Below are 24,805 nucleotides of genomic sequence, written 5' to 3'. Positions count from 1 at the left end.
GGGCAGTGGCATTAAAGTTCGCAATGGCAATGAAGATTACATGGAAGAAACACTCTAAATGAAGGGGATATATTCGAATGAGCAAAGGAAAAGCACTTTTTTGCACACATAAACAATGATAGAAAACAACCTATCATTGTTTTTTGGAATATATATTTTCTCTATTAGCCTCTACCTCACCAATTTTAATAAGGTTTGTTTATTCAATTTAGAGCAATATTATCAAAAATTTGGTTCGTATACAATAGACGTATATGAAAATCAGACAATATTTTAGGAGTCATCAAATAGTGACAGTACCATTATCTTTTAAAAAGTCTGATGAAGAAGCCTTGTTTTTGTTGTTCTTCTGTTTCGGCTTCTTTTGCTGCTGCAATTTGTTTTTGAGTTTCCAGCCGCTCTGAAATGGTTTGCATCAATAGTTTGTCACGCTCTTTCAATCTTATCTCCATATGACTCTCCTGTTGATCCAGTCGCTGTACTAGATCTTTTATTAATTTCATCTGCATTTTTTGGTATTTATTATGACTTTCTAATAATTCATTTTGCTTTTGCACCATTTCCTTTAATTCCATGAAATCATTGTTATAACGTTCTGTATCGTTATCCGTAACGGTCAATTCCTGTGTTACATCATTACCCCTAGCCCATAAACATACCGCTTCAGCACATTCTTTAAGACTCATATCACCGTTATTTTTAAGCGTTACAAGCTTCTGTAAAGCAATGACATCATTATCATTGTACCATCGTTGATTTTGGTTATTTCTCTTAAATTGATAACCCGCATTTTCTAATAAAATACTATACTTTCTAAGTGTTGATTCCTTTACCCCTAATAATTCAGCTATATCTGCAGGATTATATATTTTCATAAACCCACTCCCCTTTTATATTCATTATAGCGTTATAACAAAATTATACCAGAGGATTATTTAAAATTATATGAAAATTTGCTTAAAAGGTAGTTTCATATATTCGGTATAGATAGTGAAGTTAATATCCATATTTTCCCTGGAATATTAGGCGTTTATTACATTTTTAAATATGTATTTACATATTTATCCCATACATTTAATTTAGAATAGCAGATGTTGTAAAAAAATTTGGATGGAGTAGTTTTATGAAAAAGACCCTTCTATTAATCACAATAATATTAGCTATTCAGACGATAGTTTCTCCAAAAGTTTATGGTGAATTATCATCCCCGACGTTACATAGTGAGGCAGCAATTCTATTAGAAGCAAATTCAGGAAAAATACTTTTTGAAAAAAATGCAGAGAAATTAATGTATCCAGCAAGTGTAACGAAGATTGCTACAGCGATTTATGCCATTGAGAATGGAGACTTGGAAGATATTATAACGGTAAGTAGTAATGCAAGTGCCACAAATGTAGAGGGGACCACCGTCTTTTTGGAGGAAGGTGAGCAAGTTACATTAAAAAAGCTGATTCAAGGATTATTAATTAATTCCGGTAATGATGCAGGAATTGCGATTGCCGAGTATTTGAGTGGGAATGTGGAACAATTTTCTGATGATTTGAATACATATTTAACAAAAGTGGTTGGTACGGAACAAACTAATTTTGAGAACCCACATGGTTTATTCGATGAAAATCATGTTACAACAGCGAAAGATTTAGCAAAAATAACAAAGCATGCAATGAAAAATGAAAGATTTAGGAAGATATTTGGTACAAAAGAAATGGAATGGGTTGGTGAAACCTGGGATACTACACTTAGAACCCATCATAAATTAGTGAAAGATGAAATTCCTTATGAAGGGATAACAGGTGGAAAAAATGGCTTTGTCTCCCGTGCAGGCTACACACTTGTTACAACTGCAGAACGTGATGGATTAAATTTAGTAGTTGTAACTTTAAAAGGTAGTTTAGATGATGAGGTTTATGATGATACTATTGAATTATTAGACTATGGATTTGAAAATTTCATGACAACCAGTATTGAAAAAGGATCTATATTTACTGTTGATGAAGAGGAATACATTGCACCTGAAAAATTATCCTACACCTACAAACCGGGTGCCAAGCTACAGGAAATGGTTGAACAGGATGGAACATTGGAAATTGTTAGTCAGAATGAGACGATAGCAACATTTAAATTAGATAAAATAAACAAAGGTAATGTTCAGGTTGAGAATAAAATAGCTTCCGGTAAAACGGAAGGAACGATTTCAGCTAAGATTTTTTCTATTCTTCCTTATTTATCAATTGTTTTTGGTATCGGTATAGTAGGTATAGTCATTGTTTGGATTCGGAAAAAATCAATGAGAAGTAATAGGTACTTTTTTTAATGCGTTTAATTCAAAAATCAAATATGCAAGACATCGGTAACCTCCTAGATTCTATATAATCAGGGAGGTTTTTTCATTGACATTATCTGAATATTTATTATATGCTTAATTCAACAATGTTGAATCATAATAAACATAATTGAATACAATATAATATACTAGAAAATAATTAACATAAATAACTCAGATTAGAGACGATTAATAAACTAATTAATAATATATTCATTCCATTAATATCAGGTATTAAGATGTTTATCTAATTGAATGGAGGGGTTAAAGTGGGTCGATTGCCTAGATATGTTCAAATCAAAGAAGTTGGACCACGTGACGGATTACAAAATGAAAAGAAATGGATTTCCACAGCTGATAAAGTTGCATGGATTAATATGCTTTCTGAGTCTGGTTTAAGTGAAGTTGAATATACGTCTTTTGTTAATCCAAAAATGATTCCCGCTTTATCAGATGCAAGTGAAGTAGGCAGGAAGATTAATCGTAATCCAAATGTACTCTATTCAGCCCTCGTTCCAAATATGAAAGGTCTTGAATTTGCATTAGAATCAGGGATTGATGGTGCGTCCGTCTTTATGTCTGCAAGCGAGATGCATAATCAAAATAATATCAATAAAACAATCAATGAAACCTTTCCTGTTTTGGATGAGGTAATTAGGGAAGCAAAAAATGCGGGCAAAAGGGTAACCGGTTATATTTCAACTGTTTTTGATTGCCCATATGAAGGGAAAATTTCACCAGATCAGGTACTTCGAGTATGTGAACAATTATTTGAGTCGGGTGTAGATGAACTTTCATTAGGGGATACAATTGGGACTGCTGTACCTACACAAGTTGAGCAGCTTCTTGAGGTATTAATGAAACATTATCCAGTAGAAAAACTCATTCTTCATTTTCACGACACAAGAGGGATGGCAATTGCAAATATTATGACGTCCCTGCATTATGGAATTAATCGTTTTGATAGTACAGTTGGCGGTCTTGGTGGCTGTCCATATGCACCGGGAGCTGCAGGAAATGTGGCCACGAACGATGTGCTCTACCTTTTGCATGGTTTGGGAGTCGAAACAGGTATCGAAGAGAAAAAAATACAGGATGCGGGGTTGTATATACAAAACAAGTTAGAAAAGATTCTACCCAGCAGATCACTCGCATATTTTGCAAATGCACAATGAGATGTAACCGTCAACACAGCATATGCTTCTGCTGTATTGGCGGTTTTTTATTAAGCAAATGGATGTTTACTATAGGGCGGAATTGTTAGGAAGTCTAAAGCACCTGGGATCCGGAATCAACCGAAACTTTTATAGTCTATTAATAATATATTTGACAGATGGCGCTATCCTACTCGCTCTTGACTACTTTTTGTGGCTATTCTATGATATAAAAATATACATATGATTTTAGGTGGAAGGAAGGACTGAATTCCAATCGATCTTCAAAATATCGGGAAAAAGATAAAGCAAATACGATTACGAAATAAAAATACACAACAGCAGGTTGCGGATGCATGTGGTATTTCTAAAAGTTTATTATCCAAAATTGAAAATGGTCAAACAGCATCTGCTATTGCTACCTTATCAAAAGTTAGCGAAGCATTAGGTGTCCAGCTCTCGTGGATACTCGATGACAAGCCGGAGCAGGATCTGGTGCTTCAGAAATATTCGAACCGGCAATCCAAAATTGGTGATGATAATATGGGCTATTCCTATGAACTGCTTGCAAACCGGTCGAAGTATAGTGGTATTGAACCTACCATTGTTCATGTGACTCCTAAACATATAAATCAACGGCAGGAAAAAACCTATACACACTCACAGGACGAATTTATTTACATAATCGAAGGGACAATTCATTTGCTTTATGACGGAAAAAAACACTTGATGGTAAAAGGGGATAGTGCCTACTTCCAAGGTTCCAAACCTCATCTTTTTATTCCAGTGAATGACGAAAAAGCACAGGTATTAGCTTTTTTTATTGATCGAGTATAACGGAATAGTTAGTAAAGGCAGCATACGCAATACAATGTATGCTTTTTTTACTGTATAAAAATGTACCCCAAAAACCTTCCTTACTTCGGTTGTAATAGTGACTAACTATCAAACTATCCATCTATAATCGTAATATACTTTCATACCGTGGTATATATTCACATGGTAAATTCCGACGAAATTCGTGGGAGTAGGTACCTGCTCACTTTAAGGTGAGGGTGAAGCAGCTTTTGTACTGGAAGAACCAGGAAAGTATGATGATATTTCTGTTGGGTAGGTCATGATGAAATGTTTGCTCATTTGTAGTTCTATTTTAGATAGAAAATAGTAATCGAAAACAAAGGTGCCTAAAACAGGTAATAAGCATAATTTAGTGATATCAGAAGGATTGTATTGCTGGCCAGAGAAATCCAGTGAATTTTAAAAAAAGAAACAACTCTGTACCGGCTCGATTCTATTTCAGACAATTCCTTAGGTGTTTCGGAGCGTGTATAATATATTGTTGCAATTTCATTTGGTATCCCAGCTAGTATTGCTCCATTATGTTACCGTATAGAAGGGAGAGACTCATAGCTTGTACATGTATTTAGTTTCCCGCTCAAGTATTTCAAAGGAAGTTATGTCATTTATAAACGGAGAGTCCCAGTCAAATAAACTGAAACAAACTCGCCTATGGAGGAAGAAGTATGAGTAATTGGTTTTATCTGAATTTTATTTTATTGCTCCTTGCTATATGGAAAATTATTACGCACTTTTCGTTTCCGGAGCTATCTTTGCATGTTTTACTTGGGTTTATTGGTTTTTTATTCTTTTTATTTAATTGGACTAGAAATGCTATGTTCTCAACCATCCGGTCTGTCCCAGATAGAAACATCAAGATAAGATTGGTGAATGTATCAAAAAAAGTAATTCCATTTCACCGCTGGACAGGTATGGCAGCACTCACTTTTATTTTATTGCATGGGGGTACCGTGATATATCACTATGGATTCTCATTCAAAAATGGAAAAATGCTTGTCGGCCTGCTGGCAATGATTACATTAGTGTTTTTAGTTATTTCAGGTTGGATGCGGCTAATAAAACCTAGCGTCAAATTGCGCAGGATACATTTGCGACTAGGAATGCTTTTATTCTCTCTAGTAGTCTGGCACCTCTTACTTTAGGGGGATTTTCGACTAAGTACCGACACATCCTGTATCGACGTCAAAGTCACCATATCCAGTGCAATCCCTTTTCTGACTATTATGCTAAAGTTCAATAGTCTTTATGTATAGACAGCAGATAACAGGATACATATTTAGGTAAGGCTAAAAGTATTATAAAAGAGGTTTGTCATAATTTGAAATAAGTGTAACCAGAATCTGCTGGATGAAGCTTTAGAGGGAATATTGACTTTTATACAATAAATTAGAATTCAAAAAAGAAACGATTCTATGAAGATAAATCGGTTAAACAAAAATGGAAAATAAAGGTGAATACAGAAAAACACCTAGTAGGAATATTTCATCATCCACTAGGTGTTTTAGTTACAACTAATTAAATGTATTTAATTAGATATTGACGCGCTGATTTTTTACCATATAAGATTTTTATTTAATCATACTATGTGGATCAATGACAAATTTTCTTGAGATACCACCATCAAACGCTATATAACTATCTGGAGCATCATTCAATGAAATAACGGTAGCGTTGACAGCTTTCGCAATTTGCGCCCTGCCACTTAAAATAGCTTTCATTAGGTCTCGATTGTATTTCATAACTGGAGTCTGTCCAGTTACAAATGTATGTGCTTTTGCAAAACCTAAGCCAAATCGAATTTTTAATGTTCCTTCTTTTGCATCTTGATCAGCTGCACCGGGGTCTCCAGTTACATATAGACCTGGAATTCCTAAACGGCCACCAGCTCTTGTTACTCCCATGATCGAGTTTAATACAGTTGCAGGAGCTTCGCCAGCATCTTTCCCATGCCCGCTTGCTTCAAAACCTACTGCATCAATCGCGCAATCTACTTCAGATGTACCAAGAATTTGTTCGATTTGCTCACCAAGATCATCATGTTCACGTAAGTTTACTGTTTCACAGCCAAAGCTCCTGGCCTGTGTTAAACGGTCCTCATTGAGATCGCCAACAATAACTACAGAAGCACCTAATAATTGTGCAGAATGTGCTGCAGCTAAGCCAACAGGACCTGCACCGGCAACATAAACGGTTGAACCCATTTTAACACCTGCACTTATTGCTCCATGATATCCAGTTGGGAAAATATCGGATAGCATTGTTAAATCAAGGATTTTCTCTAATGCTTGATCTCTATCCGGAAATTTTAATAATTGAAAATCTGCATATGGTACCATGACATATTCAGATTGTCCACCAACCCATCCGCCCATATCAACATATCCATATGCTGATCCAGGGCGATCAGGATTAACATTCGTACAAATATGTGTATCCTGCTTTTTACAACTTTCACAGCGTCCACATGCGATATTAAAAGGAACAGATACAATATCACCTTTTTGAATAAATTCTACATCACTGCCTAATTCAATAACTTCCCCAGTAATTTCGTGTCCTAGAGCTAACCCACTTGGTGCTGTTGTACGTCCTCTTACCATATGTTGATCACTACCACAAATGTTAGTAGAAATTACTTTTAAGATAACACCATGGTTACACTTTCTGCCTACGTTTAGAGGATTAACCCCTGGTCCATCTCGAAGAACCAAATCAGGATAGCCAATATCCCTTACCTCTACTTCTCCTGCCTTAACATAAACGACTGCTTTGTTACTCACGCTAACCACTCCTTAAAATAGGAAAGTTTTAAAGATGACTATAATGCAGGTGGGTCCTATTCTAACTCCAAGAGTAGCACCTTATAATTAATATTTCAATAATTATGATAATTTATCTTATTTACAACGTTGGAAGCCACATTGTACGGTTTTATTGGTTGGTTTACCAAATTGTTTTATTCCTGTTGTTGTTTATTTGGCAGATTCCACATATGTTTGCAATTGCCATAGAAAATACGATGAATATAAAGCAGCGGGAGTGGCGATGTTGCCAGTTGTACACGGTATCGCAAATCACGAAACGGCAGATGCTGATTTATATAACATATTCGATAAATTATTTAAACATATTATTTATCCTGATGGTGATTTTTACATTGCCACTATATGGAAATTGATGGAAGGGAACAATCGGTTAAATGATTGTTCCTTTTGTGTAGATGTGAGTAAAATCCGTTTAAATTGTATGATAATATTAAGGGGAAAGATGCTTTAATTGGATTATTGTCTGGGAAATAATGTAGTTTAATAAACAACAGGAAAGGGGATTCATTATCTGTTTAAGGGTGTAGAGAATAGAAAACAAATGAGAAATAGATTAATAGGATGTGTAAAGTGAAACGTAGCAGAAAAAAAATATATTTACTCGTAATCTTGTTTTTCAGTTTATTTTTGAGGTTTTTGTATGATCAAAATAACGCTATAACGGTGACCGATTTTACGATCAGTTCCAATAAAATTCCACAAAGTTTTGATGGTTATAAAATCATTCAATTATCAGATTTACATAGTAAGTCGTTTGGTAAGAATCAAGGTAGTCTGACGCAAAAGGTAAAAGCATTACATCCAGATTTAATTCTAGTAACGGGGGATTTGATAGACAGGCGAAGGTACAACGAAGAGCCAAGTCTTAAACTAATCAAGGAAATGGTGGAAATTGCCCCGGTATATTTTGTGACCGGTAACCATGAATGGGGGTCAGGAAAATTTATTAGCTCATTAGAGGATAAATTAATTGATCTTGGTGTGAATGTAATGAGAAATTCGCATGATTCGATATACAAGAGTGGGGATGAAATTAATCTTCTTGGCATTGATGATCCATCAATAGATGCTCATAAATCATATGCAGATTATAATAGTGCGGAAGCGGCTCTTGAGGATTCGCTGGAAGGATTGGAAAATCAAGATAGTTTTAGAATTCTATTGTCACATCGGCCGGAGTTGTTTTCGCTGTATAAGGAATTTGATATGGATTTAATATTCTCTGGTCATGCACATGGTGGACAATTAAGAATTCCATTTCTTGGCGGATTGATTGCTCCAGGTCAAGGACTGTTTCCAGAGTACACATCTGGAATACATGATGAAGATAACTCAACATTAATAGTGAATAGAGGACTTGGAAACAGTCTCTTTCCTCAAAGGGTTTTGAATAAGCCAGAAATTGTTTCGGTAACATTATCAACCGAAAATCCGACAAAAACTAAGGAGTGATAGGCGCTAAAAAAGGAACAATCCAGATTTATAGGATTGTTCCTTCGTTTGATTTGCTTATTTACTTTCCACTTCTGTCTTTTTTTCAGCTTCATATTTTATACGGTTAGAGTCGAAATCGTTCGGTAACTGATCTTTGCCTGTTACGTTTTCAAGTAGTTCCTTTACATCGATTCCTGAGGAAGCTTTTAGGGATTCCTGTAATGTTGACATGAGATTCGTTGCATAGCCAGTTACTTTATTGGCGCCACCATCAGATCCACTGCTTCCGGTATCAACAACAGTGATTTTATCGATGTTTGCCAATGGGCTTGCTACTTCCTTCGCATATTCTGGTAGCATTTTCATAACCATATCAAGTACAGCTGCTTGACCGAATTGTTCAAATGCCTCAGCAATTTTTTCTTTCGCTTCAGCTTCTGCAAGACCTGTCAGACGAATAATTTCTGCTTCTGATTCCCCTTGAGCTCTTGTAGAATCGGCTTTGGCAAGACCTTCTGCACGTACTTGCTCTGCTTGTGCTCTTGCTTCAGCTTCAATTCTGTATTGATTCGCATCTGCTTCGGCAATTTGCTTCGCTTTATCAGCTACAGCGGACTGCTCAACCGCATAACGATCGGCATCTGCTTTCTTTTTAACTTCAGAGTCATATTGTTTCTCACGACGAAGAATTTCTTTTTCTTCCAATTCAATTTGCTTTTGACGTTCGATAATTTTTATTTGCATTTCTTGTTCGGTAACCTGTTGTTTAGCACGGGCAGTTTCATAGTCGTATGCTTGGTCGGCACGGGCTTTTGCGATATCCTGTTCACGGCGGTATTCCGCTGTTTTAAGCTGATTCTCCTTTTCAGCTTCAGCTATTTCAGTTGCACGTTCCAGCTCAGACTTCTGTGCCTCTTTTGCTGCTTGTGCACGTTTAATTCGTGTTTCCATATCAGCCTCAGCGGTAGCTATATCCGCGTCCCGTTTTACTTGAGCAATTCTTGGTTTACCTAGTGAATCCAAGTATCCATTTTTATCTTTGACATCTTTTATGGTGAAGGATACGATGATAAGTCCCATTTTAGCTAAGTCCTGGGAAGCAACACGTTGTACTTCCTGCGAAAATTTATCGCGATTCTTATAAATTTCTTCAACTGTCATGGAGCCAAGAATGGAACGAAGATGACCTTCAAGTACTTCCTTAGCCTCGTTCTCGCGATCTCCTTTTGATTTTCCTAAAAATTGTTCTGCAGCGGTTGCAATTTCACTAATGGAGCCACCGATTTTAATGATTGCAGTTCCATCTGCCATTACTGGCACACCTTGTTCTGTATAAACTTCCGGTGTTGTAACTTCTAGTTTACTAGATAATAAACTTAATGGTTCTGCCTGCTGAAAAACTGGCAGGACGAATGTACCGCCACCACGAATGATTTTAATCTTATTTCCTGATTCATCAACATGGACATTTTTTCCACCGAGGTAGCTTCCTGTTACAATTAATGCTTCGTCAGGACCTGCAGTACGGTATTTTGTAACAAATACAGCAATAAGTGCAATTAAAAGAAATACTGCAATCCCAATTACAATCCATATTCCCACCATTTTATTTCCCCCTTAAATTTTTATATTAAAATACTTACCAGTTGATAAGTATTATTAACCTGAGTGATGTTGGTCCAGATCATTTTCATATGGCACTACGTATAAAACACCATTTTGAACTTCAATTACTAATACTTGCTGGCCTTCTTTAATCATTTCATTTTCATAGCTCGCAGCAGTTCTTGAAATCATTCCTATTTTGCTCTCAATCACAATCTCTCCAAATCCATCGATTGGAACAGGAATAATAATCTTTCCGACCCGGCCTTTTAATGATTCCTCTGTATAGCTAAGCGATTCCTCGGCAGATGACAATGGAATGAGGACAAATAGATTTAGAAGGGTGTCCAGAATGAAGGCGATAACAAGAGAAATAATTATGATTGTAATACTGGATAAGGAAGTGATAAATTCCATCACATACCCCGATGCCGAGAAAAGTGTAATAAATGCTAAAATCAATGCAGGATTCAGAAAACTGACAGAATCGGCAATTCCTTCAGCAATATCTCCGAAAAAAATATATAGTACAGTTAATAGTCCTACGATGACAAGCGTGATTAAATAAAGGCTTTCCATTGGATAGCCAAGAATTGTCATATGCACCAGTCCCTTATATGTAATGTGAAAGTCCTTATAACTTATATACGGTATACTTATCTAAAAGGTTTCATAAGAATCTAAATATTAATCCGATTTATCTACTTTTAGTTTGCGTTTTTGCTGGTAAGTCATATATGGATTTAATTAGGAACATACATATTAAATATATTCTAAATGTTTACCTATATCAACCATATTTGAATATTAAGTATAAAAACAGATGGTATGTGATGAATACGAAGCAAAAGGCGTTATAAAGTATTAGAAGTAGAGGGAAATTGGGTTTTAATGAGCAAACAAAATGCTATGATAAACAGAAGAGTGGATATATGTTAGCATGTTAAAGGGTTATTTGAAAAAGGCTTGGATTGACCCCAAGCCTTTTTGTACTGGTTAACTATTTTAGTATGGTGTAATCTTACTGCATTTTAGTCACTTAATTAAACTATGATATTACATTTCCGCAGTATCGGAACTAATACTTATTTCCAAATTCCATACTTCTTGATTTTATTATAAAGTGTCACTCTGGATATTCCCAGTCTTGTAGCAGCTTCCGATTTATTTCCATTGGTTTCTTGAAGGGTTTTCACGATCAGTTGTTTTTCTATGTCTTCTTTCTCTTGTGGGAGTGAATTAACCGCTTTCTTTTCTAGGTGGTTATGACCTGCATAATTAGTGGGCAGATAACTTAAAATATCCTTTTTTGTAACCTGTGCCTTTTCGGTGAGTATGATGATACGTTCCATTATATTGCGCAGTTCTCGAATGTTGCCTGGCCAATTATATTGAAGAAGTAAATCAAATGCTTCTCGTTTCATTTCTGGAATGGGTACTTGGTATTTCAATGCGAACTGTTTTAAAAACATATCTGACAGTTCGTTTATATCGTCAAGTCTTTCACGGAGTGGTGGCATGGTCAGTTGAATCACATTTAGCCGATAAAATAAATCCGACCTGAATTTTTTTTCTTCCATAAGTTGTTCAAGGTTATGGTTTGTAGCCGCAATAAAGCGAACATTAATCATTCTTCCTTTTGAATCCCCAATTCGGTACAGATTGTTTTCCTGCAGTACACGAAGTAATTTAACTTGCATTTCAAGGGGGAGTTCACCAATTTCATCCAAAAAAAGGGTGCCACCGTCTGCCACTTCAATTTTCCCAGCTTTACCATTTTTCTCAGCACCGGTGAAAGATCCACCTTCATAGCCAAAAAGTTCACTTTCAAATAAAGCACTTGGAATAGCTCCACAGTTAACAGGTATAAAAGGCCCCGTGCTTCGGTCACTCGTTTCATGTATTGCGCGGGCGCAAACTTCTTTACCCGTGCCGCTTTCTCCGAGGATAAGTGTTGTCGCATCCGATTTTGCGGCTTTACGTGCAATTCGAATCGTTTGCTGTAAGGGCAGACTATTACCTACTAATTTAGAAAAGGGAGTTTCATCTGTATTTCTATATACCTTTTGTCTTAATTCATCTAATTCAGCGGATGTCGTTTCTAGATTATTGTTTAATTTTACAATTTGTGTGATGTCCCTTTCGATGGATAACGCACCAATTAATTGGCCTTCATTATTCATGATTGGAACCGCGTTAACTACGACATGTTTGTCTTTTCGAGGGCGGTGATAAGTGTTTTTAACCGGTTGGATTGTATCTAAAACTTTGAAAACCATTAAATCATCGTTATGAAAAAAATCATTAATGGGTTTATGAAGAATGGTTGATCGGTCAATATTATACGTCTGGACTGCTGCATCATTCCAAAAGACAACCTTCATATTACTATCTACTATTGTAATTGCATCATCTTCGGCATCTAGTAAAGCTTCTAAATAATATTGATTATGAAGCATTTAACTCACCTCGCAACGTGTGTATCTATAATTGTATAGATATTTTACAATATTGTAAATAAAGTTCACACATATATTCAAATTCCCTAGCTATTTTTTATATTTTGATTATGATAAAAATTTTTTTAATCGATTGGATAAGCCCCTAAACTTCTTTTTAATAATAATCTCCAAAGTTGGCACGTTTTTTGCTTATTTAATAGTGAAACGTTTAATAAAATAATAAAAACTATTAACTTATACAAGGAGGTTTTTATATTGGTATTACCATTTAAGCATGAACCGTTTACAGATTTTAATAATGAAACGAACCGTAAAGAATTTGAAGTAGCACTGAATCTCGTTCAAGGACAGCTTAACAAGGAATATCCATTGGTTATCAATGGGGAAAAAATTTTTACGGATGATTCGCTTGTATCTGTCAATCCTTCCAATAAAGAGCAAATTATTGGAAGGGTTTCTAAAGCTACAAAGAAACATGTGGATCAGGCATTTGAATCGGCACTGGAGGCTTTTAAAACATGGAAAATGTGGACAGCGAAAGAACGTGCCGATGTTCTGTATCGCGCAGCCGCTATCGTTCGGCGTCGTAAGCATGAATTTTCTGCATGGCTGGTTTATGATGCTGGTAAGCCATGGAATCAGGCAGATGGTGATACGGCTGAAGGTATCGATTTTCTCGAATATTATGCACGCCAAATGATTGAATTAGGACAGGGGAAGAAGTTAGTCGATCATGAAGCGGAGCATAATGACTATTTTTATCAGCCGATGGGCCCAGGTGTGACGATTCCACCATGGAACTTCGCATTTGCGATTTGTTGTGGAACAGTTGCAGCGCCGATTGTAGCTGGCAATCCAGTACTGCTAAAACCATCTGAAAATACACCGGTTATTGCATATAAATTAGTTGAAGTTCTTGAGGAAGCAGGATTACCAAAAGGTGTTCTTAATTTTGTACCTGGTGATCCAACTGAAATTGGCGATTATCTTGTTGATCATAAAGAAACACGCTTCGTCAATTTTACAGGATCACGAACGACTGGAACACGTATTATAGAACGGGCAGCAAAGGTGCAAGAAGGACAGAGATTTCTAAAACGAGTTGTTGCTGAGATGGGTGGAAAAGATACGATTATTGTTGATCAGGACGCTGACCTTGAATTGGCAGCTGATGCCATTGTCAATTCCGCATTTGGCTTCTCCGGTCAGAAATGTTCTGCATGTTCAAGAGCTGTTATTCACAAAGATGTATATGATGAAGTGCTTGAAAAGTCAATTGAACTGACAAAGGAATTAACACTAGGAAACCCATCGGAAGACAATTACTATATGGGTGCTGTTGTTAATCAAAAACAATTCGATAAAATTAAAGATTATATTGAAATTGGTAAAAATGAGGGTGTGCTTGTGTATGGTGGGGATGCCGATGATACACAAGGTTTCTTTATTTATCCTACGATATTCAAAGATCTTGATCCAAAAGCGAGAATTATGCAGGAGGAAATCTTTGGGCCTGTCGTTGCATTTGCAAAAGCAGAAGACTTTGATGAGCTATTGGAAATTGCCAATAACACAGAATATGGTCTAACAGGGGCTGTTATTTCGAATAATCGAGAGCATTTAAATCGGGCACGTCACGAATTTCATGTTGGTAATTTGTATTTTAATCGTGGATGTACAGCAGCAATTGTCGGATACCAGCCATTTGGTGGTTTTAAAATGTCGGGCACAGATTCAAAAGCAGGAGGACCCGATTATCTACAGCATTTCCTGGAAGCTAAAGTTGTATCTGAAACATTCTAGGCTTGTTTTACTTCACGCGGTGGGCAGCAGTGACTGCTTGCCGCAAAAACCTTACTGATATTGAAGGAATGTGATGAATAAAGAGAAGTCACATACTAAAGGAGAAACTGACATGACTAATCTAACAAAGGATTTCTTTATCAGTTTATCGAATAATAAATTACTAAATACGAATGCAAAAAAGTGGGGATTTCGTCTTGGAGCGGATAAGTTTGTTGCGGGCACCAATATGGATAGTGTTGTTGAAACGGTAAAAGAGTTGAACAGTAGGGGAATTAGTGGGACACTCGACAACCTTGGGGAATTTGTATCTGAAAAGTCAGAAGCAAGAATAGCTAAAGAAGAGATTATTCGTACTATAGAAAAAATAAACGAAGAAAATCTGGATTGTCATATCTCTTTGAAACTGACGCAACTCGGTTTAGATATCGATCAAGAATTTTGTATGAGTAATTTTAAAGAAATTTTAGAAACGGCAGCTACATCTAATATATTCATTAATGTCGACATGGAAAAATATGTTCACTATTTAAAGGCGCTCGATGTATTAAAGAATATTCGCGCTTCATACCCTAACATTGGGACGGTTATCCAGTCTTATTTATATCGTGCTGAAAGTGATATGGAACAACTAAAGGATGTTAGAATACGCCTCGTAAAAGGTGCATATAAAGAAAGTAGTCAAGTTGCTTATTGCACTAAAGAAGAAATAGATCGCAATTTTATTAAACTAGCGAAAAAGCGATTACTAGGGTATACCTTTACTTCCATTGCTACCCATGACCACAAGATCATTAAAGAATTAAAGAGCTTTGTTCAAAAGAATAATATTAGTAAAGAATTATTTGAATTCCAAATGTTATATGGTTTCCGAACAGAAATGTACGACGAATTAATAAGGGAAGGATATAACTTATGCACGTATATTCCTTTTGGTGATGACTGGTTCGGTTACTTTATGCGCCGGCTGGCAGAGCGCCCTCAAAACCTGAACCTCATCGTTAAAGACGTTTTTTATGGTAAAGATAACAAGCTAAAAAGGCAACCTATTCTATTGGGTACACTTGCCGTTACATCCGTATTGGTCTGGAGGAAGAAGAGAAATAAAAAAGGTGAAGCAGGCTGATTGTTCAGATTATCAATGGAATAGCATAAAAATAAAGCGACACCTGCTTTTAGCAAGTAGTCGCTTTTGAACATTTTGATTGATTAATAACCCGCAACGTCTCTTTTTGTAAAAAACACCCATGATAATAATAGAAATACTGCATAATACACGATTAAAACCGTAACAGAAAATCCCATTGTCATTCCTTCAATCAGTGGAGTATTTCCATTTGTATATTGATTTAAATCGGTATTTGCAAAAAGGATATATTTTGCCCATGAACGCTCGATAAAAAAGAATACTATTTGGTTTCCAACCATCATTAAGAATATTGCTGTTCCGATTGCAAGTGCACTATTGCGAAATACTGTTGAAATCATAAAGGCGAAGGTAGCCATCATTACAAGTGTAACAAGCTGGTAGCCATAGCCTGAGATTATTTCGCCAAAAACGGATACATATTCCAGACCTGTATTTTTTTCCAAGACAATAGAAGGGTTCATGCTTTCCACGCCAAAGAAGATCGCGCCAATAATCCAGGAAAACAGTAATACAAATAACAATGTGAATAAAGAGAAGAATAGTACTGCTATATATTTGGAAGCTAATATTTTGGTCCTGGTTATCGGGCGGATAAGTATTAGTTTAATTGTTCCCCATCTGAACTCATTAGCTACAATACCTGCAGCAACAATAATTGTAAGTAAACTAACGAGGGATAACAGAATTTCGTTCTCCATGACAAACTGCCATGCCCCGTAGCCAACAGGCTGAATATCGTTTTCTAAATAATAGTTATTAGTTTCTATGAGACTTGTGTTAATTCCTTGTAAAAATTCCTCCTGTTCCATTTCAGTTGTTAATTGACCATTCTCTTTCTGTAATACTTCTCGCCATGTGTCTTGTTCATAACTCTCCTCAAGTTCCCCATACATATTGGCTATAATACCTATCCCCAAAATAATTACACCTAGGAGAATATACATAACCCAGGTTGATTTACGTATGTACATTTTAGTTAATTCATTATAAATTAATTTCGTAAAATTACCCAATTGTATTCTCTCCAATCAAATCAAAAAATTTATCTTCTAATGTAGATTTGGTTACTTCTACCTGGAAGACGGAAACATCGTTTTGGACGAATGTTTGTACCAGGGAAGGGATGTTTTCCTTCTCGCTTTGAAAGCTTAAGCTTTCTTCAACTTGAACGGCATGTATTCCATGATGGGCTTTCAATAACTCGATGGCCCGTTCAACTGGTGTTACTTCCATTTGGATCTGATTCAAATTATTTTGGTCCGCTTTTTCATTCACTTGTTGAAGAGCAACGAGTTCCCCATTTTTAATAATTCCGATTCGGTCACACATCAGTTCAATCTCGGATAAAAGATGACTGGAGATAATAACGGCAACATTCTGTTCAGTTGCGAGTCTGCGAATGTACATACGAATTTCTCTAATTCCAGCTGGATCAAGACCATTTGTTGGCTCATCCAATATTAGTATGGAAGGCTTATGTAACAAGGCTTGAGCGATACCGAGACGCTGGCGCATACCTAATGAATACTTGCCAACCTTTTCTTTCATTGCTTTTTCCAGTCCGACAATACGAACGACTTCCTGCACGCGCTTCTTTGAAATTCCGGGAATCATGCGGGCATAGTGAGCTAAATTCTGTGCTCCTGTCATAAATGGGTACATTTCTGGGTTCTCCACAATTGCACCAACTTCACGTATAGCTTCCTTGTAGTTCGTCTTGATACTCTTTCCTAGGATTTTGACATCCCCATTCGAAAGCTGCATTAACCCTACCATCATCCGAATGGTCGTTGTTTTACCGGCGCCATTTGGTCCGATTAAGCCAAATATTTCACCTTTATTAATGGTGAATGACAATCCTTTAATGATTTCCTTCTTGCCAATTCTTTTTTTGACATCCATTAATTCCATGGCTGTTTCCGACATAAATAAATACCTCCAATTTTAAACTCTATTACTACGTACGGTTTAAAGAGTGAAATGTTTCAACTTATTAAAAATTATCGGTATATTTTAAAAATGGTATTTGATAAGTGAATGTTTAATTTGTTGCAAAACGGGAATTTAATGAGTAACCGATAAAAAAGTTTTATAATATGGAAGGGAGTTTTTTCATTGGGTATGACAATAGAAAAACAAAACAAGGCTAAAAAAGGACTGGTTGTTGCTGGAATAATTGCAGGAGCTTCTTCATTAGTACTTCTAAACAGTAGTGCACGTACGAAAGTAAAAGATACTTCGAAGACAATGAAGGATTCCGTAAACAAATATGCAACAACAATTAAAGAAGATCCAAATGGTACGAAGAATGCACTTATTACTCGTGTTCAGAATGCAACAGAAATTTCAAAAGAGGCAATAAATAAAATACAGGCAATATTGGATACACAAGTAAAAGACATTAAAGATACAACTAAAAATGTAACTGAGGATTCGAAAGACGTATTATCTTCAGTGAAAGATGCGCAAGGTGATTTAATAGATGTAAAAGATAAAGCAGTCGAAGCAAAGGATGAATTACTATCTGCTAAAGACGACGTGAAGTCTAAAGCTGACTCAGGCACCAAGGAGACATCACAGTTAACTACAGATCATACGATGACAAAAACACCAGTTAATTAAGAATTTTTCAAAAGCTGCTTCATAAGTCCAAACCAATCGGGCTTATGAAGCAGCTTTTTATTTTTGTGCTTTTTGATGGAATAATAATATTTCACTTAAAAATAAAGTATTAGGTATAATCAAATTTTATCATTTTTGAAACTTTCTAGGTCCATAAACGTATAAACAATTAACATACATATAAGGAGGAATTCATAATGAAAAAAGGGATGTTTTCGTTTGTATTCGTATTGCTAACCGCTAGTTTAGTCGCCTGTAATAGTGAAAATGCGCAAGACGTGTATACAAAGGCAATGGAAGTTTCAGAAGAAATGGACAGTGCTGAAGTAAGTATGGACATGAATCAGTTCTTGTCTTCACCAAATGATTCCATGGAGCTGGAAATGGAAAGTGAAATGGAAGCTGAAATGACGCTGGATCCTATCGCAATGTATCAAAAGGGAACGATGACTATGACAATGGGTGAAGAAACGATGGATACTGAAACCGAAATGTATATGACTGAGGAAGGTTTATACACTTATGATTCCATGTCCCAAAGTTGGATGAAACTGGATAATGAACTCTATGGTGATCTGATGAATATGGAACAGCAAGATCCTGCTGCACAGTTGGAATTATTGGAACCTTTTATGGATGATGTAGAGTTTGAGGAATCAGATGATACATACATTTTTAAATTTACAGGTGAAGGGGAAGAGGTAAACCAGTTTACAGAAAAAATATTAGATGAATATATGAGCTCGGAAATAATGGCGAGTATTGGCGAAGATGTTAACAAGGTTCTCGAAAGTATGACAGTTAACAAGCTAAATTATGAAATGGTAATCGACAAAGAAACCTATGAAACTAGAACGTTTGCGATGGATCTTTATATGACTATTGCTGAAGAAGGCGAAGAGATGACGATAGCCCAACAAATCAATGCTGAATATACTGGCATAAACACAGTTGATTCGATTGAAGTGCCACAGGAAGTACTTGATAATGCGGTGGAAATGAGTTATTAACTACTAGATTTAGTAAGAGAGAAGACCGGATACGAAAGTTATTCGGTCTTCTTTTTGAATATAAAATAAGTCTGATATCTAAAGCTTACTCGTCTCACTGAAAAGATTTGATATTAGTGCCACAAAAAAATACAAACCAATTTTCTTACGAAGAAGCAAAAGCTGCCGAAGCCTTCCTTGTCCTGCGGGAAAAGCACGTGTACGAATACCCCGTAGAGTTGGTTTATTGGACGTGGATTGAGGCCGTGCCCTAAGGTGCGCATCCGCCCTGAGCGATACCGGACGGTGGCAAGAGCACATGACTTTGGAAATCAACTAGCAGCGGTTACTTCACAGCTTATCTCAAATTGCGTGCATTGAGAGTAACAATAATTAAGAGAAGAGTCTAAAATTAAGAATAATCAACCACCACCATCAACATGCCAGCCAATCTTTTCCCGGAATGTACTATCCCTCAACTTCTTCCTCACTTCTTTTCCCCAGCTTTTGACAGCTTCCACGGAAACTTTTTCATGTATTGCAATTTCCATCATGGACAGTTCTTCAATTATAGCGTATTTAATCCATTTCCATTGTTTTACAGATAAATGAGTCTCCAATTGCTCCCATAAATGTGTGTTGTCCATTGAAGTTCCTTCTTTACATGGAATAGAAGTATTAGATGCCTGTCCACATACATAGTTTCCATCATCATATAGATACTTATTTTTGAGTTTAAAATGTTCCAGCTTCTCCATAGCACTGTTTTCTTTCCGGATGCGATCGATTAATCGATTCTTGATTGTATAATTAAAATAAGTTGCCATTGGTCCTTTGTCAGGTACATATGTTTCATACGCATTCCATAATGCAAAAAGGCCTTCTTCATAGAAATCTTCATTATTATCCTGAATGTGGAGCCGATTTATATAATAATGGATTCTTTTCTCATTTTGACTGAAAATCTCTTCAAAAGTAAACTTCTGTACTTTCTTCATTTAATACAACCTCATTTCATATTAAATTATCCTTCTATAGCCATAATCGAAATAAGTAGGCGTTTGGGGGTGAAAATAAAAAAATATATAGTTAAGGGGAGTTTAAAGCGTGAAATAAGTGTATATATTCAGAATATTTATTGTTACAATTGAATTATTGAATTTCTTATAGCATGAAGAAGGGGGAAACTGATATGGCAGAATTAAGATGGGATAATCCAAAAAAACTTCGAACCTTATTGAATGAGATTGTAAGCTGGAAAAGCATGACATTATCGGAAGGAGAGAGACAATTTCCTGCCAAGTTGCATGCCAAGCTGCAAAACTTGGAGTATTTCCAACAGTTCCCGGATTATCTTTCTACACATGATGCCGATTTAAGACGTAAATTTTTAACGGCATTTTATAAACATCCCGATGCAAAAGAGACCATTTGCTTAATTAGTCATTTTGATACAGTAAATACGGAAGAATACGGTATGTTGGAACCATTGGCAACACAACCAGAGGAACTTACAAAAGTGTTATTGGAGAGACAGGATGAGGTTCAGGAGGAAGTACGAAAAGATCTGGAATCCGGAGATTTTCTATTTGGTCGCGGAACAATGGATATGAAGATGGGACTTGTTATGCATATGAGTTTGATCGAAAAAGCGAGCGTGGAAAAGTGGCCAATTAATTTACTATTATTGACCGTGCCGGATGAAGAGGTCAGCTCGTCAGGGATGCGTTATGCTGTTCCCGTATTGTTGGATTTTCAAAAAAAACATCAATTCACATACAAACTTTTCTTAAATAGTGAACCGACTTTTCGCCAGGATCCGACAGATACTTCTAATTATGTGTATACCGGATCAATTGGAAAGATTCTTGCTGCCTCTTTGTTTTATGGAAAGGAAACACATGCAGGTGAGCCATTAAGTGGAATGACTTCTCCATACATTGCATCTTTCATGACGAGAGAAATGGAATGGAATGATTTATTTCAGGAGACAGCTTTAGGGGAGACGACGCCACTTCCAGTAACATTGCAGCAAACTGATTTGCGATTGCATTATTCAACACAGACACCATATCGCTCATCGGCATTATACAATATATTCCTCATGAAACGGAGTGCTTCCGAAGTCTTTGATATTTTTGAAAAGGTTGCAGTAACAGCCGCAGAAAAGTGTAATCGTGAATATGAAGAAATTTGTAAGAAGCATCAAGTGAAACCAATTGGAAAGGTAAAGGTTATTCGCTATAAAGATTTATTAACATATGCAACGGACAAATTGGGTGCGGAATATATTAACGAGGTGAAAGCAGATATTGATTACCATGATACATGGGATAATCGCGAAAAGTCATTGCGGATTACGGATAAATTGATGATTCAATGCCAGGAACTTGCCCCTGCGATCATTGTGCTGTTAGCACCACCATATTATCCACCCGTCAATTCGTCAGGTAATGATTTAGTCGAGGATTGCACATCGTTTATCAAAGATTTGGCCAACAAAAAATTAAACTTGCCGATAAAACGTATCCATTATTTCAATGGCATTTGTGATCTTAGTTATGTAAATTATTCAGGCACAGTAGAAGGTTGGAATGCATTTGAAGAAAATACACCGGTTTGGGGAGATAGTTACACATTACCATTTCAGAAGATGCAACAATTGAATGCCCCTGTTCTTAATGTAGGACCATTCGGGCATGACGCACATAAACGGACAGAGCGGTTAAATATCAAAAATGCTTTTGAGGAATTCCCGGTTATTATGGAAGAATTAATCCATATGATTAGTAAAGCTAAATAAACTCTTAAAAGATTCCCTGCACTAGCGCCGGGGATTTTTTACTTTTTTAATTATACGCTTATTACCAAGAGTTGTTCCACAAACAATAATTCGTTGTTAGAATAATAATGACATTTAAAAAGTTTCACAGTTAAATAATTCAAATCATTGTATATATAAGCAAATCATTATATAATGATTTGGGAATAATGAAGGAGGTGCTTATTCATGCTAAAAACTACTATAGAAATGGATAAAGCTGCATTGATTTTGAAGTTATTAGGTGATAAAACGCGTTTAACGATGGTTAAAATACTTGATTTCCATGATTGTTGTGTATGTGAATTTGTTGAGATTTTTAAAGTGAGTCAGCCATCCATTAGTCAACATCTTCGTAAATTGAAAGATGTTGGACTTGTAAAAGAAGAACGAAGAGGACAATGGATCTTTTACTCGGTAAATAAAAATAATGAATATTATCCATTCGTCGCAAAGATTCTTAATCAATTACCAGATCAAGACGATAAATTAATAGAATTAGAAAAGCAAGGTACACGAATTACGTGTTGTTAATGGGGGGGAGACAATAATGGCTATTTTAGCAGTTCTTATCTTCTTGGCTACGCTAGTCTTAGTAATTTGGCAGCCTAGAGGATTATCAATCGGTTGGTCAGCTGTCGGGGGTGCCATACTCGCGCTGATAGTCGGTGTAGTTGATTTTGGTGATGTGGCAGAAGTGACCGGTATTGTATGGAATGCAACATTAGCATTTGTAGCTATCATACTTATTTCTTTAATATTGGATGAAATAGGCTTATTTGAGTGGGCTTCTCTGCATATGGCACGAATTGCAAAGGGAAATGGTATAAAAATGTTTGTTTATATCAGTCTTCTCGGTGCAGTGGTTGCAGCGTTCTTTGCAAATGATGGAGCTGCATTGATTTTAACACCAATTGTACTTGCTATGGTACGAAACTTAAATTTTGCGGAGAAGATGGTTTTTCCGTTTATTATGGCAAGTGGATTTATTGCAGATACAACTTCACTTCCGTTTGTTGTAAGTAACTTAGTTAATATCGTTTCAGCAGATTTCTTTGATATTGGGTTTGTAGAATATGCATCACGAATGATTATTCCAAACTTGTTCTCACTAGCTGCAACGATTATCGTGTTATTAATCTATTTCAGAAAAAGTATTCCTAAAACGTATGATTTGTCCAAATTAAAGGAACCGAAGGAAGCGATTCGCGACCTGAAAATGTTCAAACTATCCTGGTACGTGCTTGGCGTGCTCGTCATTGGCTACTTTGCGAGTGAGTTCATCCAGGTACCTGTATCTATTGTGGCTGGGGTCATCGCCATCTTCTTCATTCTGATGGCTAGAAAAAGTAAAGCGGTCAATACAACTACAGTTATAAAAGATGCACCATGGAATATCGTATTTTTCTCGATTGGAATGTACGTGGTCGTTTTTGGTCTACGTAATGCGGGATTAACAGATCTGTTGGCTGATCTTATTCAGGCAGCTGCAGAGCAGGGATTGTTTATTGCAACGATATCTATGGGGTTCATTGCAGCTATTCTCTCATCCGTTATGAATAATATGCCAACTGTAATGATTGACGCCATTGCGATAGCTGAAACAGATACAACTGGTGTTATCCGTGAAGCATTAGTGTATGCCAACGTAATTGGCTCTGATCTAGGTCCGAAAATCACACCGATTGGTTCACTTGCAACCCTATTATGGCTTCATGTGTTAGCGAAAAAAGGAGTCAAAATATCATGGGGAACTTATTTTAAAACAGGTATTATCCTAACTATTCCAATTCTGTTAATAACATTATTAGGTTTATACTTGACACTTCTACTCTTTTAATCTGAATTAGCGGAAAGATAAAATATAAATGAAATGGAGAGTTATTATGTCTAAAAAAACAATCTACTTTTTATGTACTGGAAATTCTTGCCGAAGCCAAATGGCAGAAGGTTGGGCAAAGAAATATCTTGGAGATGAATGGGAAGTTAGAAGTGCTGGGATTGAAGCACATGGATTAAATCCGAATGCAGTGAAGGCAATGAATGAAGTCGGTATGGACATATCAAATCAAAAATCAGAAATCATCGATACAGAATTCTTGAACAACGCAAGGATGGCTGTTACGCTTTGTGGAGATGCTGCTGACAAATGTCCAATGACACCACCCCATGTTAGGCGAGAGCATTGGGGATTTGATGATCCAGCAAAAGCAGAAGGTACAGAAGAGGAAAAATGGAAAGTCTTCCAACGCGTTCGTGATGAAATTGGTGAACGTATCAAACGTTTTGCAGAAACGGGAGAGTAAACTTTGGAAAACCTTGGGAGTACTCAAGGCTCTTCCCTTAACTTCAATATAAGGATATAGTTATATATTTATGAGGAGATGTGTAGGCATGAAAAAAGTTGAGATTTTTGATCCAGCAATGTGTTGTTCCACTGGGGTTTGTGGACCAAGTGTAGACCCTGATTTGACAAGGGTAGCATCGGCTGTTTATTCACTAGAAAAAAAGGGTGAAGATATTACACGCTATAACTTGGCAAATGACCCAGCTGCTTTTTCGGATAATGAAACAGTTAATCAAGTTCTTCATGATAAGGGTGTAGATGCACTACCAATAACACTCTTAGATAACGAAGTCGTAAGATTGGGGGCATATCCAACGAATGAGGATTTTGCTGAATGGTTTGAAACAAAAACGGATGAACTCACCGAAAAACCTCGAGTGCGTGTATCCATGAAACTTGATTAACTAGGAGG

General features: G+C 36.4%; 22 protein-coding genes and 2 pseudogenes. 16 read left to right on the top strand and 8 right to left on the bottom strand.

Annotated elements, in window-relative coordinates; all coding sequences use genetic code 11:
• Positions 1–302: 302 nt before the first annotated feature.
• Positions 303–875, bottom strand: coding sequence for a MerR family transcriptional regulator (locus tag BV906_RS09120; RefSeq protein WP_087973219.1), 573 nt, complete (start codon positions 873–875; stop codon positions 303–305).
• 248 nt (positions 876–1,123) lie between these two features.
• Here BV906_RS09120 and BV906_RS09115 point away from each other — a divergent pair, with 248 nt between their 5' ends.
• The 5 genes and pseudogenes from BV906_RS09115 to BV906_RS09100 all read left to right on the top strand — a co-directional run bounded on the left by BV906_RS09115 (position 1,124) and on the right by BV906_RS09100 (position 5,477).
• Positions 1,124–2,314 carry a D-alanyl-D-alanine carboxypeptidase family protein gene (locus BV906_RS09115; protein ID WP_087973218.1) on the top strand — a complete coding sequence of 397 codons (1,191 nt, stop codon included), beginning with the start codon at positions 1,124–1,126 and terminating at the stop codon, positions 2,312–2,314.
• A gap of 278 nt (positions 2,315–2,592) precedes the next feature.
• Complete coding sequence (locus tag BV906_RS09110; protein WP_087973217.1) at positions 2,593–3,498, top strand: hydroxymethylglutaryl-CoA lyase; 906 nt, start codon at positions 2,593–2,595, stop codon at positions 3,496–3,498.
• A gap of 249 nt (positions 3,499–3,747) precedes the next feature.
• Positions 3,748–3,948: pseudogene (locus tag BV906_RS19835) on the top strand (helix-turn-helix domain-containing protein); the annotation flags it as partial.
• A 24-nt stretch (positions 3,949–3,972) separates the two neighbouring features.
• Positions 3,973–4,314, top strand: coding sequence for a cupin domain-containing protein (locus tag BV906_RS19830; protein WP_245844025.1), 342 nt, complete (start codon positions 3,973–3,975; stop codon positions 4,312–4,314).
• 686 nt (positions 4,315–5,000) lie between these two features.
• Positions 5,001–5,477 carry a hypothetical protein gene (locus BV906_RS09100; protein ID WP_087973215.1) on the top strand — a complete coding sequence of 159 codons (477 nt, stop codon included), beginning with the start codon at positions 5,001–5,003 and terminating at the stop codon, positions 5,475–5,477.
• Positions 5,478–5,903: 426 nt separating this feature from the next.
• On the opposite strand, the gene fdhA is transcribed toward BV906_RS09100, so the two are convergent.
• A complete protein-coding gene (gene fdhA / locus BV906_RS09095; RefSeq protein ID WP_087973213.1) occupies positions 5,904–7,115 on the bottom strand; it encodes a formaldehyde dehydrogenase, glutathione-independent in 1,212 nt (403 codons plus the stop codon).
• Between the two features lie 173 nt (positions 7,116–7,288).
• Between fdhA and BV906_RS19165 the strand changes: the two are divergent.
• A pseudogene (locus tag BV906_RS19165) lies at positions 7,289–7,513 on the top strand (UbiA family prenyltransferase); the annotation flags it as partial.
• Positions 7,514–7,730: 217 nt separating this feature from the next.
• Positions 7,731–8,612, top strand: coding sequence for a metallophosphoesterase (locus BV906_RS09085; protein WP_087973210.1), 882 nt, complete (start codon positions 7,731–7,733; stop codon positions 8,610–8,612).
• 57 nt (positions 8,613–8,669) lie between these two features.
• Here BV906_RS09085 and BV906_RS09080 read toward each other — a convergent pair whose 3' ends face one another.
• From BV906_RS09080 to BV906_RS09070, 3 genes are all read right to left on the bottom strand, one after another.
• Positions 8,670–10,199 carry a flotillin lipid rafts scaffold protein FloT gene (locus BV906_RS09080; protein WP_087973208.1) on the bottom strand — a complete coding sequence of 510 codons (1,530 nt, stop codon included), beginning with the start codon at positions 10,197–10,199 and terminating at the stop codon, positions 8,670–8,672.
• Between the two features lie 54 nt (positions 10,200–10,253).
• Positions 10,254–10,799: an NfeD family membrane protein gene (locus tag BV906_RS09075; protein ID WP_087973207.1), complete on the bottom strand. Its 546-nt coding sequence runs from the start codon at positions 10,797–10,799 to the stop codon at positions 10,254–10,256.
• A gap of 485 nt (positions 10,800–11,284) precedes the next feature.
• On the bottom strand, positions 11,285–12,658 hold the full coding sequence (locus BV906_RS09070) for a sigma-54 interaction domain-containing protein (protein WP_087973206.1): 1,374 nt from the start codon (positions 12,656–12,658) through the stop codon (positions 11,285–11,287).
• A gap of 258 nt (positions 12,659–12,916) precedes the next feature.
• On the opposite strand from BV906_RS09070, the gene pruA reads away from it, so the two are divergent.
• Positions 12,917–14,464 carry an L-glutamate gamma-semialdehyde dehydrogenase gene (pruA, locus tag BV906_RS09065; protein WP_087973204.1) on the top strand — a complete coding sequence of 516 codons (1,548 nt, stop codon included), beginning with the start codon at positions 12,917–12,919 and terminating at the stop codon, positions 14,462–14,464.
• 112 nt (positions 14,465–14,576) lie between these two features.
• On the top strand, positions 14,577–15,590 hold the full coding sequence (locus tag BV906_RS09060) for a proline dehydrogenase family protein (protein WP_087973551.1): 1,014 nt from the start codon (positions 14,577–14,579) through the stop codon (positions 15,588–15,590).
• 83 nt (positions 15,591–15,673) lie between these two features.
• Here the strand turns inward: BV906_RS09060 and BV906_RS09055 are convergent, their stop codons facing one another.
• Together BV906_RS09055 and BV906_RS09050 are read right to left on the bottom strand one after the other, a co-directional pair.
• The gene (locus BV906_RS09055; RefSeq protein WP_087973203.1) at positions 15,674–16,627 is read right to left on the bottom strand and encodes an ABC transporter permease; all 954 of its coding nucleotides are present in this window, start codon (positions 16,625–16,627) and stop codon (positions 15,674–15,676) included.
• Positions 16,620–17,540 (bottom strand): ABC transporter ATP-binding protein, encoded by a 921-nt coding sequence (locus BV906_RS09050; protein WP_087973201.1) that lies wholly within the window; start codon positions 17,538–17,540, stop codon positions 16,620–16,622. Before BV906_RS09050 ends, BV906_RS09055 begins: the two co-directional genes overlap by 8 nt.
• Positions 17,541–17,729: 189 nt before the next feature.
• On the opposite strand from BV906_RS09050, the gene BV906_RS09045 reads away from it, so the two are divergent.
• Together BV906_RS09045 and BV906_RS09040 are read left to right on the top strand one after the other, a co-directional pair.
• On the top strand, positions 17,730–18,236 hold the full coding sequence (locus BV906_RS09045; RefSeq protein WP_087973200.1) for a hypothetical protein: 507 nt from the start codon (positions 17,730–17,732) through the stop codon (positions 18,234–18,236).
• A 197-nt stretch (positions 18,237–18,433) separates the two neighbouring features.
• Positions 18,434–19,246, top strand: a complete 813-nt coding sequence (locus BV906_RS09040) for a DUF6612 family protein (RefSeq protein WP_087973199.1) — start codon at positions 18,434–18,436, stop codon at positions 19,244–19,246.
• Between the two features lie 401 nt (positions 19,247–19,647).
• On the opposite strand, the gene BV906_RS09035 is transcribed toward BV906_RS09040, so the two are convergent.
• The gene (locus BV906_RS09035; protein ID WP_087973197.1) at positions 19,648–20,223 is read right to left on the bottom strand and encodes a sigma-70 family RNA polymerase sigma factor; all 576 of its coding nucleotides are present in this window, start codon (positions 20,221–20,223) and stop codon (positions 19,648–19,650) included.
• 194 nt (positions 20,224–20,417) lie between these two features.
• Here BV906_RS09035 and BV906_RS09030 point away from each other — a divergent pair, with 194 nt between their 5' ends.
• From BV906_RS09030 to arsD, 5 genes are all read left to right on the top strand, one after another.
• Complete coding sequence (locus BV906_RS09030) at positions 20,418–22,028, top strand: M20/M25/M40 family metallo-hydrolase (RefSeq protein ID WP_087973195.1); 1,611 nt, start codon at positions 20,418–20,420, stop codon at positions 22,026–22,028.
• Between the two features lie 207 nt (positions 22,029–22,235).
• Complete coding sequence (locus tag BV906_RS09025) at positions 22,236–22,580, top strand: ArsR/SmtB family transcription factor (RefSeq protein ID WP_087973194.1); 345 nt, start codon at positions 22,236–22,238, stop codon at positions 22,578–22,580.
• Positions 22,581–22,596: 16 nt separating this feature from the next.
• Positions 22,597–23,886, top strand: a complete 1,290-nt coding sequence (locus BV906_RS09020) for an arsenic transporter (protein WP_087973193.1) — start codon at positions 22,597–22,599, stop codon at positions 23,884–23,886.
• 46 nt (positions 23,887–23,932) lie between these two features.
• Positions 23,933–24,352 carry an arsenate reductase (thioredoxin) gene (gene arsC, locus BV906_RS09015; RefSeq protein ID WP_087973192.1) on the top strand — a complete coding sequence of 140 codons (420 nt, stop codon included), beginning with the start codon at positions 23,933–23,935 and terminating at the stop codon, positions 24,350–24,352.
• Between the two features lie 88 nt (positions 24,353–24,440).
• Positions 24,441–24,797 (top strand): arsenite efflux transporter metallochaperone ArsD, encoded by a 357-nt coding sequence (gene arsD, locus BV906_RS09010; protein WP_087973191.1) that lies wholly within the window; start codon positions 24,441–24,443, stop codon positions 24,795–24,797.
• Positions 24,798–24,805 lie beyond the last annotated feature (8 nt).

It is taken from the genome of Oceanobacillus rekensis, assembly GCF_002153375.1.
Taxonomy (GTDB): Bacteria; Bacillota; Bacilli; order Bacillales; family Amphibacillaceae; genus Oceanobacillus; species Oceanobacillus rekensis.
Note: the sequence above shows the minus strand (reverse complement) of the source record. Positions and strands in the feature narration are given on the sequence as shown.